The 16,455-nt window shown below is 44.0% G+C and carries 13 protein-coding genes; 10 read left to right on the top strand and 3 right to left on the bottom strand.

All coding sequences use genetic code 11. The annotated features are described in order from the left end of the window. Positions 1-206: 206 nt before the first annotated feature. Positions 207-596 carry a DUF1801 domain-containing protein gene (locus tag J7I42_RS26915; protein WP_209142029.1) on the top strand — a complete coding sequence of 130 codons (390 nt, stop codon included), beginning with the start codon at positions 207-209 and terminating at the stop codon, positions 594-596. A gap of 52 nt (positions 597-648) precedes the next feature. On the opposite strand, the gene J7I42_RS26910 is transcribed toward J7I42_RS26915, so the two are convergent. Both J7I42_RS26910 and J7I42_RS26905 read right to left on the bottom strand, forming a co-directional pair. Beyond that, complete coding sequence (locus J7I42_RS26910; protein ID WP_209142027.1) at positions 649-1,419, bottom strand: hypothetical protein; 771 nt, start codon at positions 1,417-1,419, stop codon at positions 649-651. A gap of 182 nt (positions 1,420-1,601) precedes the next feature. After that, positions 1,602-2,051: a hypothetical protein gene (locus J7I42_RS26905; RefSeq protein ID WP_209142025.1), complete on the bottom strand. Its 450-nt coding sequence runs from the start codon at positions 2,049-2,051 to the stop codon at positions 1,602-1,604. 89 nt (positions 2,052-2,140) lie between these two features. Between J7I42_RS26905 and J7I42_RS26900 the strand changes: the two genes are divergently transcribed. The 5 genes from J7I42_RS26900 (at position 2,141) to J7I42_RS26880 (ending at position 6,460) form a co-directional block, all read left to right on the top strand. Next, positions 2,141-2,569 (top strand): MarR family winged helix-turn-helix transcriptional regulator, encoded by a 429-nt coding sequence (locus tag J7I42_RS26900; RefSeq protein ID WP_209142023.1) that lies wholly within the window; start codon positions 2,141-2,143, stop codon positions 2,567-2,569. 42 nt (positions 2,570-2,611) lie between these two features. Beyond that, on the top strand, positions 2,612-3,970 hold the full coding sequence (locus tag J7I42_RS26895; protein ID WP_209142021.1) for an MFS transporter: 1,359 nt from the start codon (positions 2,612-2,614) through the stop codon (positions 3,968-3,970). Next, a complete protein-coding gene (locus J7I42_RS26890; RefSeq protein WP_209142019.1) occupies positions 3,879-4,433 on the top strand; it encodes a cysteine hydrolase family protein in 555 nt (184 codons plus the stop codon). The genes J7I42_RS26895 and J7I42_RS26890 overlap by 92 nt, the downstream gene beginning before the upstream one ends. A 269-nt stretch (positions 4,434-4,702) precedes the next feature. Continuing rightward, entirely contained in the window at positions 4,703-5,431 is a 729-nt protein-coding gene (locus tag J7I42_RS26885) for a glycoside hydrolase family 11 protein (RefSeq protein WP_209142017.1), read from the top strand. A 213-nt stretch (positions 5,432-5,644) separates the two neighbouring features. Further along, a complete protein-coding gene (locus J7I42_RS26880) occupies positions 5,645-6,460 on the top strand; it encodes a formylglycine-generating enzyme family protein (RefSeq protein WP_209142015.1) in 816 nt (271 codons plus the stop codon). 396 nt (positions 6,461-6,856) lie between these two features. Here the strand turns inward: J7I42_RS26880 and J7I42_RS26875 are convergent, their stop codons facing one another. Continuing rightward, on the bottom strand, positions 6,857-8,149 hold the full coding sequence (locus tag J7I42_RS26875) for a glucuronyl esterase domain-containing protein (protein WP_209142013.1): 1,293 nt from the start codon (positions 8,147-8,149) through the stop codon (positions 6,857-6,859). A 610-nt stretch (positions 8,150-8,759) separates the two neighbouring features. Between J7I42_RS26875 and J7I42_RS26870 the strand changes: the two genes are divergently transcribed. The 4 genes from J7I42_RS26870 (at position 8,760) to J7I42_RS26855 (ending at position 16,170) form a co-directional block, all read left to right on the top strand. Further along, on the top strand, positions 8,760-10,118 hold the full coding sequence (locus J7I42_RS26870) for a TolB-like translocation protein (protein WP_209142011.1): 1,359 nt from the start codon (positions 8,760-8,762) through the stop codon (positions 10,116-10,118). Between the two features lie 203 nt (positions 10,119-10,321). After that, positions 10,322-10,864 carry a YfiR family protein gene (locus J7I42_RS26865; RefSeq protein ID WP_209142009.1) on the top strand — a complete coding sequence of 181 codons (543 nt, stop codon included), beginning with the start codon at positions 10,322-10,324 and terminating at the stop codon, positions 10,862-10,864. A 14-nt stretch (positions 10,865-10,878) separates the two neighbouring features. Continuing rightward, the gene (locus J7I42_RS26860; RefSeq protein ID WP_209142007.1) at positions 10,879-13,095 is read left to right on the top strand and encodes a TonB-dependent receptor plug domain-containing protein; all 2,217 of its coding nucleotides are present in this window, start codon (positions 10,879-10,881) and stop codon (positions 13,093-13,095) included. Positions 13,096-13,107: 12 nt separating this feature from the next. Next, positions 13,108-16,170: a response regulator gene (locus J7I42_RS26855; RefSeq protein ID WP_209142005.1), complete on the top strand. Its 3,063-nt coding sequence runs from the start codon at positions 13,108-13,110 to the stop codon at positions 16,168-16,170. The last annotated feature ends 285 nt before the right edge of the window (positions 16,171-16,455 follow it).

Below are 16,455 nucleotides of genomic sequence, written 5' to 3'. Positions count from 1 at the left end.
TCAAACGGCGTTCCTGTGATAAACCCTGAATGGCTTACCTGAATGGTGGGCCATTCTAAATATAAAGCCCTGACGATTTGTATGTCAGGGCTTTAATTTTAGAAGACCAGGCTACAACTCACTTCGCTAAAAATTCCAGCACCGCCGAATCTAAAGGAAAATAAATTGTAAATTAACAAGATCAACTACCATCAAAAACACCAGTAATGAATAAAGAAGTCCAGGCCTATAATGACTCACAATCAACCAACGATAGCGCCATTTGCCAGCTGCTGTCACAGGAAATTGATCGCCATTTACCCAAGGCAGAAAACAAGATCTGGCATGCCCATCCGGTTTGGTTTTTGGATGGCAACCCTATTGTTGGTTACAGTAAATTAAAGTCCTGTATACGCTTACTTTTTTGGAGTGGCCAATCTTTTGAAGAGCCTGGCCTGGCAAAAGAAGGAAGTTTTAAAGCAGCGGAAGCACGTTATACTACAGTTGATGAAGTAAATACAACTGATCTAAAAAGATGGCTAAAAAAATCACAGACCGTTCAATGGGACTATAAGAATTTAATAAAACGCAAAGGGGTGCTGGAAAGACTTAAATAGGTCAGGTGTTTTAATTCATTATCCTTAACAACTACATAACCTCAGGTGTACCCTAGCGCTCATAGGTATAATTCCTGATCGTTATGATAGTTACCCGGCCATCATTGGATGTAGCTGTATCCGTTTTTACTCTTTTATGGTCATCAAAAGCGTATCCATGGATTACCTGAGTGGTGGTACCATGACGCATTGTATAGGTATGGGAAGGCAGTTGCTTATTATATGGAAAATAGAAGGGTTCCAGTTGTACGGTATTTTCCTGGTCAGTTTCATAGCTATAAGAAGTTTCACCTTCGCCATCCAGTTCTTTGGTAAGCGTACCTTTCAGATCGTATTGATAGTTGACGGTATTATATAACACCGGCGGCAACAGATAGGAATTCAGGTATTGCTTTTGTTTAACCAGCTTTTTGTCTTCATTATAAAAAAACCTTTCCGATAAAGTGTCGTTCGTATAGTTCGGATCACTCTTGTTCTCGTAATGCCAGGTACTGTCTATTAAAGAAAGGTTATTGACAAAATAAATATGGTGTACCTTAATTTTATTGTCTTCAATTTTATCGTAAGTGAATGAGTTCTCTGAAGAGTACTGATACACCATCCGGTGACCTGGTCTGGTAGTTGACTGCACACTGGTAATTCTATCCTGGGCGTCGTAATTGACATCATATGACTCCACCACACGACCACTTCCCACGGCCGTGATCTCCTCGGTATAAGACACTACTTTAGTACTGGCACTACCGCCGGCTGAATCTTTTTTACAGGAAGAAATGGCTGCTATAAGCAGAATTATGTATAAGTAAGTGGTTATTGTCTTCATAGCAAATCAGTCCAAGATTACAAAGTAACGGATGCGAAACTATAAAAATTATCTGTTTCTTTCTGTTAAATCAAATAAGTGTGTCATTTAAGGGTTTTTTCGTGAAGATTTGCCAATAACTGTACGCCCCGTACGCAAGCTGGCGCACGGGGCGTGCTTTACTACTATTGTTTACCAGCTTATTATGGCGCCACGTATTTACCAGCAATCATATCCTGATAGGTGGGATCGTATTTGTTATTGGATACCTGCCAGTTAGCACCAGGAAGCGTTGGTATGACGTTTTTCAACCCGGTATAATTGGTCAATTGTTGGTTATCGTAAATGAAAACCCGCTGTACGCCGGTCAATAACGACAATCCGTTGAGACTGACCAAATTGGGTAAAGATATCAGCGAAAGATCGCCGCCAACGGACCTCAGGGATGAAAAGCTGGCCAGGGTTTGATCGGTCAGCTGGTCCAGGTACTGCACCATAAAGCTGTCACCTACCTGCTTCAAAGTTTTTAAACTCGAAATATCCCGCAACAACGGCAGAGACGACAGGACAAACACGCCGCCTACTTCCGTCAATGACTTCACATTATTGAGGTTATCTTGAGCCGGGGAGTTTTTTTGATCGGGCGTTGACATTAAATTAAGATTAATACAACTTTGATAAATTCCGGGTGCTACTTAAAAATCGTAAATTTGTAAGGTAAACTAACAAGTTTGATTGACTAATGGCACAAAACCGGTTACCATCATCGCTGCGTATGGCAGTTGCTACATTGCATAAGGCATTGCGTAAGCAAGCCTCGTATACCTCATCCTATTCCATGACAGAATTGGAGACCATCGGTTTTATCGCCAGGAACAATTTCATCCTGGCATCGGAACTGGCGGTGCTAACGCGCATTACCACACAATCGATGTCGCAGATCCTGAAGAAGTTTGAATCACAGGGACTGATAACCCGCACCGGTTCGCCCGATGATAAACGCAAATCGCATATCTCTCTTACTCCTGCCGGTGAAAAACTGGTAAAACAAAACAGGTATGAAAGAGATGCCTTTCTGCAAAAACGGATAGAGACCCTGCTTACAGATAAAGAAGTGGCATTACTGGAGAAAGTAGTGCCCATACTTGACAAACTGGCTGCTGCTGATTGATTAACTGATTTTTAATAAAATGTTAGAAGAAGAGGAGAAGAAATGAGTTTTACTAATACGTTCAGATCGTTTAAGAGCCGCAATTACAGTTTGTTTTTCTTCGGCCAGCTGATTTCGCGAGTAGGTACCTGGATGCAACGTACCGCGGTTATTTGGGTAGTATACACCATGACCCATTCCGTATTCATGATCGGGCTAACCACTTTTGCCGAACAGTTCCCATCCTTTTTACTATCCCCCGCCGGTGGCATTGCCGCCGATCGCTATAACAAACAAAAACTGGTGCTCATTACGCAGATCGTCGCTGCGTTGCAGGCAACCCTGCTGGCAGTATTCTACATTACAGGATATCATCAGGTTTGGTTAATATTATCTTTAAGTGTTTTGCTGGGTATTGCCAATGCTTTTGAAGTACCGGCCCGTCAATCGATGGTAAACGACCTGATCGATAACAAAGAAGACCTGCCCAATGCAATAGCCATTAATTCATCGCTTAACAATCTGTCACGACTGTTAGGCCCGGCGCTTTCCGGTTTTGTACTGGCCCGTTATGGTGCAGGTGTTTGTTTTGCTTCCAATGCCATCAGTTTCATAGCCGTGATCGCCTCCCTGCTCATGATGAAAGTTCCCCAACAATTGATTACCACTGCCCGGAAAAAGCTTTCTGCCGACTTTACAGAAGGATTAAATTATGTAAAGCGCCATCACGAAATTGGCAATACAGTACTGTTGCTGGCCCTAACATGTCTGCTGGTAAATACGTACAATACACTGATACCTGTATACGCCAAAGAAATTTTCGAAGGCAATGCTGCTACCTATGGGTATCTTAGCGCCTTTATTGGTTTGGGAGCCGTGATCAGCACGCTGTCCATTGCTTCGCGTAAACCCGGCCATAATATGAAAAAGATATTGCACATCAACATCATTATTGTAGGACTGGCGCTGATCGCGTTCTCCTACACGCATTTATTTCCCTTGAATTTATTACTGGCTACGCTGGCTGGTTATGGCACCATGTCCGTGATCCCTATTAGCAATACAATTATACAACTGGCCTCCTCCCCTGCCATGCGTGGCCGGGCGGTAAGCTTTTTTACCATGGCCGCTTTTGGCACCATTCCTATTGGCAGTTTGCTGGTAGGCTGGCTATCCAATTATATAGGCCCACAGAATTGCATCCTGGCGCAAGGCGTTATTGCATTGGTGATCGCAGGCGTTTTTTCAAAGTTCCTTTCAGGCGAAATGAAAAATACCAAAGTAGAATCATCCGGTATCAGAACCATCAATCATACTAAACAACATCTACATGAAACAACAAACAGCGCTGTTAGTGATGGACATGCAGTTGGGCATCTTGCAGAACCTGCCCAACACAAACAAGGTATTGGAAACAATTAAGGAAGCCATTACAAAGGCCCGCACTAATAACATCCCTGTTATTTATGTAACGCTTACTTTTAGACCCGGCTTCCCGGAGATAAACCTTAACAACAAAGGTTTTCACAACTTCAAAGAAAGAATAGCGAACATTCCCATGGAAACCTATTCAGTTATTCACCCCGCCCTTGCACCCAAAGAAAATGACATCGTGGTGCACAAAAAAAGAGTAAGCGCCTTTACCGGCAGCGATCTGGAAGTTGTACTTCGTTCACAGGGTATTAACCACCTGACACTAACGGGTGTGGCTACTGGCGGTGTAGTATTATCAACCCTGCGCGAAGCAGCCGATAAAGATTATGCCCTTACCGTACTGGCAGATGGCTGCGCAGACGCCGATGAGGAAGTACACCGCGTGTTAACCACTAAAGTATTTCTTCGTCAGGCAACCGTTGTTTCAGTAAACGAGTGGATGCCTCAATAACGTCCTCCCACATATACTTTATACGCAAACGCCAACCAACCGTTGGCGTTTTTTTGCGCCCCGTTTCACTCCCCTACATACATATATTTCAGCACTAATATACCTCCCATATTGTGCATTTTCAGGCATTATTATGTAAACGGTTACATATTATAATACCCATATGTACTGCGGGAATTACGGTCGTCATAAAACTTTTTTATTGCAATCGGTTACATTGTTTGAAAAGACTTAATTAAATTTATAGTTCACTAACAATTTTTGCCATTATGAGATCAAACACTTTCCTATCGGAAGTGGCCAGGAAGGTCACCTCCGGAGCAGCCCTTTTGCTGCTCATTACCGGCTCCTCCATCACAGCCGGTTGCAACAAAAAAAGCATTGCCGAAACAACTCCTGTCGGAGAACGCCAAACCGGGTATGTAAACGAGAATGCCCAACCTGAAAGTACAGGGACCAATAACGGGTATTTCTGGTCGTTATACCGGGAAGGCGGATCAGGCAGCATCACTTTTGGCAACGCAGGCAACTTCGCCATCAGTTACAGTAACGTTACCGACATTGTGGGTGGTAAAGGCTGGAATCCCGGTTCAGCCCGAAACATCGGCTATAATGTTGGCGCGCTCAGCGGCAGTTACAACTTCGTTGGTATCTATGGCTGGACTACCAACCCGCTGATCGAATATTATGTTGCTGAAATGGGCAGCGTAACCGGGGGCACCTATATTAACAATGTAAGCAGTGATGGGCACTCGTACAGTTTTTACAAACAGCAACGGGTCAATGCGCCTTCTATTATTGGCACCGCCACCTTCTGGCAGTACAAAGACACCTGGGGCGGCTCCTCCACCGGATCAAACCGCTCGGTTAACATGACCAACCACATCAACAACTGGCGCAGCCGCGGCGGCCAGGGCTTTGGTAGCTACAATTACCAGATCCTGGCCCTGGAAGCCTGGGGTAACAAAAGCGGTTATATAAACGCTACCGTGTGGTAATAGATCTAAAGTAATAAGCTCAAGGACAAAGGCAAACGCCCAGGCTAAAGCTGCGGCGTGTAAGGTAAGCCCTGCCTCTGCGCTGAGATTCGGCGGGCGAGGCAAGCCTACGCTAAAGCTACGCATGCGAGGCAAGGCACAAGGCCCAAGAACCAGGATGCAAGTCTTGACTTCCTGTGGCCTTGTGCCATTCTTGATCCAAAAGGAAATACAATGAGCAAACAACATATTTTATTGGTAACAGTAATGGTCATTAACTTCTCCTGCGCCCAAAGGAAACCTGACAACTTTGTTTTTATAAAGGGCGGTGGATTTACCAGCACCCATACCAATTACTATGGGAAAAATATCACCCTACCCGATTTTTATCTCAGCCTGTTTGAAGTAACCCAAAAAGAATGGACAGCCGTAATGGGCAACAATCCTTCTGCATTCAAAGGCGATCAATTACCAGTAGAAACAGTTAGCTGGTACGATTGTATCGAGTACTGTAATAAAAGAAGTATACAGGAAGGATTACAACCATACTACACTATCGATAAGGATAAAAGGGATACAATACATACCAATGAACTCGATGAGATAAAATGGACGATAACCACCCATGCGAACGCCAATGGCTACCGCCTGCCTACCGAAGCAGAATGGGAATATGCAGCCAGTGGTGGACAAATGAGTAAGAACTATGCTTACAGTGGCGGTAATGCCATCAATAACATAGCCTGGTACTGGCAGAACTCGGGCGACAAATACTTAACCGGCAACTGGAGCTGGCCGGCATTGGAAAAGAACAGGAATAAAACAAAACCGGTAGGCAGCAAACAACCCAATGAGATAGGCCTCTACGATATGTCGGGCAATGTACGCGAATGGTGTTGGGATAGTCAGGATACGCTGAAAGGTCGCATCTGGAAGGGCGGAGGCTGGATGGGGGCTGATTTTTGTTGTGAACCGGCATTCAGGGCCGGTTACGAGGCAAATGGCAAGGGACCCGATCAGGGGTTACGGATATGCCGGGGCAGGCTATAAAAGAAAAAAGGTCCTCTGTAGAAACAGTCGACCTCTAACGATTGCTTGCCATATGAAAAAAAAGATAAATCTTGTTGCGTTGCCCACCGAAGCTTTAGCGTAGGTGGGTGAAGCTTTTCGCTTCTGGTAGCGCTCTTTTTCTTTTCCTCTTTACCGTGCTACCGTTGTTGATGATGTAAAAGTACAGCGCGCCTGCTTGCCCTCATAATCAGGTTTTCGCCGATTTTATGATGGCAAAGCCTGCAATAAAATAGCTAAATCGGTATTCTACAACGGTTTCAGCGAATAATTCCTGTGATCCCCAGGGCTTTTTCGGACAGCTATTTTTGTTATCTATTCATAAAAAAGCCGCCTGTAAAACAGCCGGCCATGACTATTATTTGTCACAGAGACCTTTTAATTCGCTATCAGGTACTTCTTAATAAATGTCACAAATACATCTAAATCAGTGGGTAATACGGCATGCCCGCCTTCATGCATATAATATCCAAGCGGATTTAATAAACTGGTATCGCCCGGAGCAGGGAAATCATGGTCGCCAGGGCCTGTTTTTCCAAATAATTTATACACCGGTTCGGCAGCCCGGGCCGACAGATACTCGCCTCTGGGGTCTGACCAGAAATCGGTATTCCCCGTTTGCAATAACAATGGCCTGGGGGCTATCAACGACACCAGCATATGTGCATCCATAGGTAATTGGTCTACCCGATTGCTATAGTCGTGGTAATTGGCAGCAAACTGATATAAATAGCGGGCAGGGTCTGTAATATGCCCAATGGTCTCCCCAAAATTGCGCCGGCTCAATGCAGCCCCGCCCTCCCCCGAGATGCTGGCAATGACCATGGCAAAGCGTTGGTCCTGGGCGCCGGTCCATAAGACCGTTTTACCCAACCGGGAAGCACCTGTTACGGCGATCTTTTTGGCATTGATGTCCTTATCGGTCTCAAAATAGTCCATAGCCCGGCTTAAGCCCCAGGCCCAGGCTGCAATGGCCCCCCAGTCTTCAGGCGCCGGTTTTCCACTGGCCCCCAGGTATTGCGAGCGAATGCCATAAGGAAGACCGCCGGCAAAATCCGGTTCTATATCACCATAATACACCAGCGCTACGCCAATACCATTGGTAATGAATTTTTCAACCTCAAACTTCCTGAAAGCCGTTTGGGTGGCGGATACTTTCTTGCCTTCCTTCGTCCACATAAAACCCTTTTTTACGCCAGAATCGCCAACTGATAAGCAATTAGGCACAAAGGAAATATTGAGCAGCAAGGGAGCTGGTTTTGGCGCATTGGCGGGCAGATAGATCAACAGGTCCATTTTATGGTCTGAAGTGTCTTTGGTAAAATAAACAGTCACCTGTTTACGAATGGCCGTACCATTGAACACCGGCGTGCCTTTATCAAAGACATTAAAAGCCATCGCGTCCGGTTTGCCGGGCGCTTTACCAAATTGGATCTCCTGATACATGTTGAGAATCTCCGGTCTGCGCTTTTTCATCCAACCGTCGGCACTGGTCACCTTTTTACCATTGTTCAATGTCAATGGATCGGGCAAGGTATACGTGCCTGCTTTATCTTCCTTATAATTGACCGGAATACCGGCTACCGTATCGGCAAGCTTTTGTTGTTGGCTAAATCCAAGGCTGTAAACCAATAATGTCGCAATCGTTAAATAAAAGCGCTTACTATTCATAAGTTCAAGATTAACTATTTGAAGTGTTGCTCTTTACATGCTAAGGTTAAGTTATTAAGTTCTTAGGTTATTGGGTTATGACCAAACCCGCGAATACAATACAAAGGTACATGGGTTTATTGGTACGTAAATCACAGGCATGCCTATCCCCGTCTACAATGTTCTATGTTTTCCAATTAGAGTCTACCATGGTCTACAATGGTCTAAATGTGTCTTCAATGATTATTGATAAAACCTGGCTGGCTCTGGCCTTCTGCCGGTATTGAAGTTGATATTGTTCGGACTTTGTTCGGGTTTTCCCTCGATACACCCGAACATTCCCGAAGAGAATCCGAACAACATCCGAACAACCTGCACCGCAAACCCAGCACAATACCGGCACCATCCCACAGTTCCGGCTTGCAGCTTCCAGCTTACCTCGCTGATGTTCGGTCCCGGAAATTTAGAACTCAAAAACCAACAAACTCAAGAACTTAATAACCTAATAACAATATCCAAATTAAAATTTGATAAAAAATACCCCCGCCCTATACAACAGGATGGTTATCATGGTCACAACCAATATATTTGAATGAACGATCTCGCTATGGCGAACAAATTGAATTGCTGTATGAAAATGAAAACTTCATTACTGATAGCCCCTTTATTTGTTTCATTGCTATCCACCCCTTCCCTGCACGCACAAATTGGTAAACGGTTCCCCTCGGAAAGAAAAGTAATAAAAGACCCGGTCACCGGCGTACCGCTTACTTTTTTAACAAGCACCCCTGCCGGCGATTCAAAAATTTATCAAACCCATAATCAATGGACGTCCGATGGTCAGTGGCTTATATTCCGCAGTAACCGGGCGAAAAACGAAGTACTGGCAGTGAATGAAAAAACAGGCGACCACGTACAGGTAACTGAAGGTGGTTATACCGGCATGTTGTGTGTGGCAAGAAAATCAATGAAACTGTACTACATGCATCCCACCGATACCACCAAACGCAACAGCGCTTTACAAGTAATAGAGACAGACCTGGCCAAAGTATTTGCCGACAGCAAAGCCGGTCATATGCAACCAGCATCCGTATATCAACGCGTATGCGGTATTATTTCAGATTCCTTAAATGGTGGCGGCGATATGGCACTCGACGCTGAAGAAAATAACGTGTACTTCCGTGTTAACCGGTCTGAAGCAGCTAAACACCTGGCACCTGGCATTAAACTGGAAAGCAATTTCGGTCCGCGTAATATGGGCGCCGGTCCTTCAGGGCTTGCAGGCATGGACCTTACAACCGGTGAAATGAAATACATTGTCTCCGTTCCATTTCAAATAGGACATATCCAAACCAATCCCTGGGTGCCTGGTGAGATCGTGTTCTGCTGGGAAACCGGCGGCAAATCACCCCAACGTACCTGGACGGTAATGGCCGATGGCACGGGCTTACGGCCTTTGTATCCCGAATCAGAATATGAATGGGTAACCCATGAAGCCGTTATCACAAAAGATGAAGTAGCCATGGCCATCATGGGCCATCGCAAAATAGCCAACGCCAACAACAATGGTGCAACGGGAACTGCCTGGAATGGGGTGAACCCCGGACAGGAAGCCGCCTGGGGTCCATCGGGCACGCGGGAGAAACCCACGGGTTTGGCCATTGTAAATTTAAGAACAAGAGAAATGGTGATTGCCGGACAAACAAAAAGTGGCAGCGGTTTATGGCATGTGGGGGGCTCTGCCGATGGACGTTGGGCAGTAGGCGACGATTTCTCGCGCAGTATTTATCTGATCGACCGGCATACCGGCGAAATGCTCCTGCTTTCTACCGGCCACAAGGCTACCGCGGCCGATCACCCGCATCCAACCATGAGCCCCGATGGCACCAAAATAGAAATTCAATCAGCCATGTTATCGGCAGATAACCGGTCAATGAACATTTGTATAATTCCGGTACCAAAACAATGGTTGAACAGGAAGTATAATTAAATGAATGAACTAAGTGGTTTCTTTTAATGAAGTCAATAGGTATTTATCTAAATTTTTAATGATCTGTATTTCCACTCATTTACTGGGTCATACATTAGCGTATTTTTAACACATGATATTAATTATTGAACAGCCTTACAATGAAGTGCCAATAATTGAACAACCCAATTTCCTAACTAACGCTATGAACATACCATATAAAAATGAAAACCCATGTTAAGGTTCCCTTTATCCTTTTCAAGGCTGTACTGGTAATATTTGTCTTTCTTTTTTTTCCACTCATTGAAGCCTGGTCACAAGGCAATTATGCCATTCAGGCCAATATCATTTACCGGTTCACCAAATATGTTAACTGGCCCTATGAAAAAAACGCAGGAGATTTTGTAATTGGAATAGTAGGCGACACCCCTTTATATGATGAACTTACACACTTTACAGCCAATAAAGCTGTTAGCGGCCGAGCTATCGCTGTAAAAAAATTCTCAGCATCCGCTCCCAATTTTAACTGTCAGATATTATTCATCAGCGATGAAGAAAGTGGTAGCATAAAACGAATTGCCACCAGTACCAGTGGCATGCCAACTCTGTTAGTTAGCGAATCAGAAGGTGTTGCCCGTCAGGGCTCCTGTATCAACTTCGTAATTGTAGACGATCATCTCAAACTGGAAATCAATAAAACAGCTATTGAAAAGCGAACATTGGATATAGCGACTGAATTGTTAAACCTGGGAACCATCGTAAAATAAAGCTTGTAAAGCAAATGGGAAAATCCGTTACCCGAAAACTGGTTATTACAATAATAACCATCGGCACTCTTTTGCATAAAGGGTTCAGCCAAACCGATACCATTACTGCCAATAACTATGAAGGCCTGAGCCTGAAAGATCTGTTGAATGTAAAAATTGTTTCGGCGTCCAAAAGCGCCGAAATGTTGTTCGATGCGCCTCTATCAGCATCCGTATTGACCAGGGAAGAGATCCAGAAGACTGGTTGTTCCTCTATTATGGAAGCCTTGCGCCTGGTACCAGGTCTTATTGTAAGGGAACAAAGCAATGGCAATTACGATATTCACTTAAGAGGTATGGATAATGTCCCCCCCAACGCTTCGTTCGACCTTACTTCCAATACCACTACACTGGTTATGATAGATAACCGGCCTATATATAGTTACCTTCGGGGCGGCACATTTTGGGAGACCCTGCCTGTTGACTTACATGATGTAGAAAAAATTGAAGTGGTCCGCGGACCAGCGGCGGCCTTGTATGGCCCCAATGCGGTGAATGGGGTTATAAATATCATAACCCGGCAAATTGAAAAAAAGGGACTGTATGCAACGGTGAACAACCAGCAGGGCAGCAACCATACTTTTATTGATAATGCCTCCATCGGATACCGGTTTAACCGGTTAAGTATTATTGCATCTGGAAATTATCAACACCGAAACCGGTCACAGGAAAGCTATTTTGAATACAACAGGAATCAATACTTTGACCAGCCGGCGTATTTAATAGACCTGAAACAAGATACGGTGCGGGATTTAGGAACAATCTATCCGAAGCCCCGGCTTTCAATGGAAAAAATAGCTGGTAACCTGTTCGCCAGCTACCGGATCTCGGACAGATCGAAATTCAATTTTTCTACCGGCATGCAGCATTCACTTGCCCAACGGGTTGCCACAGAAAACGGGTTCACGCCATTGTCATACGCGCATTCCGATACCCGGTATGTCGATCTGCAGGGTAATATAAACGGGTTAACGGGCCAGTTCTCCTATAACGAAGGCACGCAGTTATCCGATTACTCATCGGAAAACAAATACGATTTCAAAATTATAAATGGCAATATCGAATACAATCTTGCCCGGAAAGGCCTTTTGATAAAACCAGGTATAAGTATTCAAAGTGCCATATACGACGACAGAAAATATGCCGATCAGGTGCACTATACCGGCATGTTCAATGCGAGAACAGTGATAAATTCCCAATCGGCATCGCTCCGCGGAGAATACAAATTGTTGAACAATACCCTACGCCTCGTTGGTGGATTGGCGGCCAGCCACTTTAATTATCCCGATACAACCTATCTGTCTTTTGAACTGGCTGCCACCTGGAAACTTAATACAAAGAACCTGTTGCGGCTGGTGTATTCAGGAGCACCGCGTTCGGCGAATATCTTCGATACCTACGTTGCACAAACATTTCAATTGATCCCTGAAGGCGTTAACACCTATAGAGTGACGGCCTTGAGCGGAAACAAAAATCTTCAATTGCTTACAGCTAAAATGGTGGAGGCTGGCTATAGAAGTAACATAAGCCGTATGGTGAGCCTGGATGTGGAAGTTTTCAATATCCATTCCAAAAATTACAATTCGGCTATTACGCAGATGCCTTATACTATGATCACTGGTATTGACACAATACATATAACAGAAGTGAAGGCCACCAATTTACCTATGCAACTGGATCAGACAGGACTGACCTTTTCGGTAACAGTAAACACAAAAAAGTTAAAAATAAAGCCGTTTGCTACTTTGCAACGCACCCAAATAGTTGATTATGCAGCATCCATTAATATGCCTGGTGTTGTACCCAATATTGTGCCCGGTACTGTGCCCGGTGACGATATTTATTCAGGCATTGGCACCCACAGTACATTGAAAAGCACCCCCGCTTTATATGGCGGCGGCGTAATTGATTATAAAATAGCTCCTAACATAAATATCACAGTAAACAGTTATTACTATACCAAACAGGATTATTACCACCTGACCAATCTCGTCTATAATGATGGGGTCCATGGTATCGATCACCTGCGGGGAAAATTGATCCTAAACGCCAGTATCTCTTATGAACCGGTTAAGGGACTTCAGTTGTGTTTCAGCGGAAAAAACCTACTGAACCAAACGGCCCATGAATTCTTCTATACAGACAAAACCCCTTTCATGGTAATGGGTGGATGTACCTGGCAGTTAAAATAAAAAAAACAGCGAATGAAACTGAGTATAAGAAAAAGAATAGAGCTGGGCTTTTATTTTATGGGAATACTGTTTGTTGCCAATGGCATTACCACCATTATCACCCTCAGACATAACCATAAATTATCACAGAGGATCTCAGCTGTGGTATTGCCTTCCATGGAAGGCATCGATGATCTAAATGCAATGGTATTGGAGTCAAAGATGTACACCACTAACTGGGTATTTTTGCGCACTAATGAAGAAGATAAAGCGTTGCTCAGAAAAATTCACGGGCCGGGATATAGCGAGTTAAAAAAAAGAATAATAACCTATACTGAAGAATGGGGACAAAAAGATATCACAGACAGCCTGCAAAATGTGTTTGCACGTTATGAACAGCTACTGGGAGTAGAAAAGGAGATCATGTATTCCTTACAAAAATTCACGGATTATGATGACCCGGTGGCAAAAATGGAAGCGGAACGAAAGTTAGAAGATGAAGTGTTGCCGCAAACAGCTTCCATTATGAACTCCCTGCTAAACATGCACAATTATGGCTGGAGAATTTATTCTCGTGCCAGTGAAAACCTGGAAAACTCAAGAACAAGACTACGCACATTTATCATTATTCTGACTATAACCTTAGTGCTGTCTGGCTGGCTTCTTTCCTTATACCTGATCAAAAGGATCATTTCTCCCATCAATCATATCCGGAATATTGTGAATGACCTGGGAAAAGGAATAACCAGCAAATTAACTCATCATACTACCCATGATGAAATTGGTGAAATGGTACTGGCGGTAAATAATCTTTCTGAAAAGTTACGGGTCACCAGTTTATTCGCCCTTCAGATAGGAAAACGGAATTTCGAAATACCGTTCGATCCATTGGGCGAAGAAGATACACTTGGTAAAGCGCTTATTGCCATGCGCGATAATTTGAAAACAAGTGAAAAGGAATTAATAGTAGCAACCGATAACCTGCACAAGAAAGACCAGTTGATGCAGGCGGTAGCCGAGGCCACCTATGAACTGATCTCCAACGACCGGCTGGATGAAGCCATTGGAAAAACAATCCGGTCATTAGGCAAGGGGGTTGATGTAGATGGTATAAATATCTACAAAATACGCCACAATGAAAAAGACGGCCTTATATACGCCGATTCCTTTATGCGATGGTTGAAGCATGCCGATAAAATTGATGCCCATTCCCCCGTCTATTACAGCATCAACATCATGCCGCATGCTTATACGATATTGAAAAATAACGGCGTTCTTTATCGCTTTACCAGCAATATGGAAGACCCCTCATTGCAACGGATACTTGAAGAAAGGAATGTTAAGTCCGTAGTTGTTATTCCCATTTTTATCAAGGATCAATTTTGGGGTTTTGTTTCCTTAAGCAATTGCTATGAACGACTGTGGAAAGACACCGAGTTCTCGATCCTTAAATCGTTTGCCGTTACCCTGGGTGCTGCCATCGAACGCATTCAAATGTCGCAGCAGCTCATTGTTGCAAAAGAGAATGCTGAAAAAGCCAGTAAAGCTAAAAGTGATTTCATGGCCAATATGAGCCACGAATTGCGAACTCCAATGAATGGCATCATTGGTTTCACCGACCTGGTACTGACCACAGAGTTAAAAAAGACACAACGGGAATATTTAAAAAATGTGGGCAAGTCAGCTTATAACCTGTTGAATATAATCAACGATATTCTTGACTTTTCAAAGATCGAAGCAGGTAAACTGCTGATCGACGAAGTACCTTTTAGTATTTCTGAGCTGATAGAAGAAACCGTAGATATCCTATCCATTAAAGCAGCCGAAAAAGGATTGGAAGTGGTATGTTCAATAGACCCGGGATTACCATCGCAACTCATTGGAGACCCTCTTCGAATGAAGCAGGTATTGACAAATTTAATGGGCAATGCCGTCAAATTTACTTCCCTGGGTGAAATATTTGTGAATGTACAACCAAACGGGGTGCACCACTGCAATGGCAACATGTATATGGATATCGACATCACCGTGAAAGATACCGGGATTGGGATCCCTGATAATAAACTCTATGACATTTTCGAAAGTTTTACCCAGGCAGACAACTCAACTACCCGCAAGTATGGAGGTACCGGACTGGGACTTACCATTTCAAAAAGGCTGGTCGAATTAATGGGAGGCCGCCTGGCAGTAAATAGTATACCCGGCAGTGGGAGTAGTTTTACTTTCAGCCTTGCCCTAAAAGTAGCCAATGCTACACCGCCTATAACCTTCGAGTCAAAACCCCTGCTGCGGGAAGTACTGGTAGTTGATGACAATGAAACCAATTGTAAACTCATGCGCGGCATATTTGACTACCTGCACATTCCCTGTAAAATCTGTTATAGTGGCGCGGAAGCGCTTTCAATCATAGCTCAGTCGGTTAGTAAAAATGAACCATTCGACCTTATTATTACCGATCATCAGATGCCGGTAATGGACGGAATATCGCTTGTAAAAGAAATAAAAAAGATCCTGAAAGGACATACAGAACCGTTTATTTTAATGCTCAGTTCTTTGGAAAAAACTTTATACCAACAGGAAGCCGAAAAAATAGGGATCAATAAATTCCTGTCGAAGCCAGTAAAACTGCATGAGTTAAATTTTATCTTATCAACTATTTTCAACAAAGCATTTGAAAATGGAGTTCATGAAACTATTCCTGTGATTGAAACTATGCCGAGTGTAACCAGGGTATTGGTAGCGGAGGATGAACCCATGAATATGTTATTGATCTCGGAAGTGCTGAGAAAGATGGGAATAGATGTTATAAAAGCCACAAACGGTAAAGAAGCGCTGGAAATGGTGTCAGAATTTGAGCCCGACCTGGTGTTTATGGACGTCAACATGCCGGTGATGGATGGTTTTACAGCCACTGGTCATATACGGTCGTTAACGACAAAGCACCATAAAACACCTATTATAGCGCTAACGGCCGATGCCATGGAGAAAGACAAGGAACGTTGTCTTGAATCGGGGATGAATGATTACATTTCCAAACCATTTAAGCTGGAAGAGATCCACGCGATTGTCAGTAAATATTGCAGGAACGGCTTGTGAGTGGTGAATCGGCAATCGGCAATTTTGCCTTGCGAAATCGTGAAACGTGAAACGGGAAATAAAACCAGGGCATCTCACTGCGTTCGATGCAATAGCTCCGTCGCTGCGTTCAGGGCGGTGTGTCGGCAATAGGCAGTGGGAAATAGGCAATGAGAAAATTCTCGCCTTCGGCTCGATACCTCTCTTCGGCCTACTTCATACCCTATCTTTCTTACTTTCCTTATTATCATCGCTATCACCTCTGTCCCCTCTATCAACCCTTCCCTGTTAACGTGTCAACCTGTT

It is taken from the genome of Niastella soli, assembly GCF_017742245.1.
GTDB lineage: Bacteria > Bacteroidota > Bacteroidia > Chitinophagales > Chitinophagaceae > Niastella > Niastella soli.
Note: the sequence above shows the minus strand (reverse complement) of the source record. Positions and strands in the feature narration are given on the sequence as shown.

Excerpts from the sequence above, each read along its gene's own strand:
- J7I42_RS26915 (WP_209142029.1), top strand. The coding sequence starts at position 207 with ATGAATAAAGAAGTCCAGGCCTATAATGACTCACAATCAACCAACGAT.
- J7I42_RS26910 (WP_209142027.1), bottom strand. The coding sequence starts at position 1,419 with ATGAAGACAATAACCACTTACTTATACATAATTCTGCTTATAGCAGCC.
- J7I42_RS26905 (WP_209142025.1), bottom strand. The coding sequence starts at position 2,051 with ATGTCAACGCCCGATCAAAAAAACTCCCCGGCTCAAGATAACCTCAAT.
- J7I42_RS26900 (WP_209142023.1), top strand. The coding sequence starts at position 2,141 with ATGGCACAAAACCGGTTACCATCATCGCTGCGTATGGCAGTTGCTACA.
- J7I42_RS26895 (WP_209142021.1), top strand. The coding sequence starts at position 2,612 with ATGAGTTTTACTAATACGTTCAGATCGTTTAAGAGCCGCAATTACAGT.
- J7I42_RS26890 (WP_209142019.1), top strand. The coding sequence starts at position 3,879 with ATGAAACAACAAACAGCGCTGTTAGTGATGGACATGCAGTTGGGCATC.
- J7I42_RS26885 (WP_209142017.1), top strand. The coding sequence starts at position 4,703 with ATGAGATCAAACACTTTCCTATCGGAAGTGGCCAGGAAGGTCACCTCC.
- J7I42_RS26880 (WP_209142015.1), top strand. The coding sequence starts at position 5,645 with ATGAGCAAACAACATATTTTATTGGTAACAGTAATGGTCATTAACTTC.
- J7I42_RS26875 (WP_209142013.1), bottom strand. The coding sequence starts at position 8,149 with ATGAATAGTAAGCGCTTTTATTTAACGATTGCGACATTATTGGTTTAC.
- J7I42_RS26870 (WP_209142011.1), top strand. The coding sequence starts at position 8,760 with ATGAAAATGAAAACTTCATTACTGATAGCCCCTTTATTTGTTTCATTG.
- J7I42_RS26865 (WP_209142009.1), top strand. The coding sequence starts at position 10,322 with ATGAAAACCCATGTTAAGGTTCCCTTTATCCTTTTCAAGGCTGTACTG.
- J7I42_RS26860 (WP_209142007.1), top strand. The coding sequence starts at position 10,879 with ATGGGAAAATCCGTTACCCGAAAACTGGTTATTACAATAATAACCATC.
- J7I42_RS26855 (WP_209142005.1), top strand. The coding sequence starts at position 13,108 with ATGAAACTGAGTATAAGAAAAAGAATAGAGCTGGGCTTTTATTTTATG.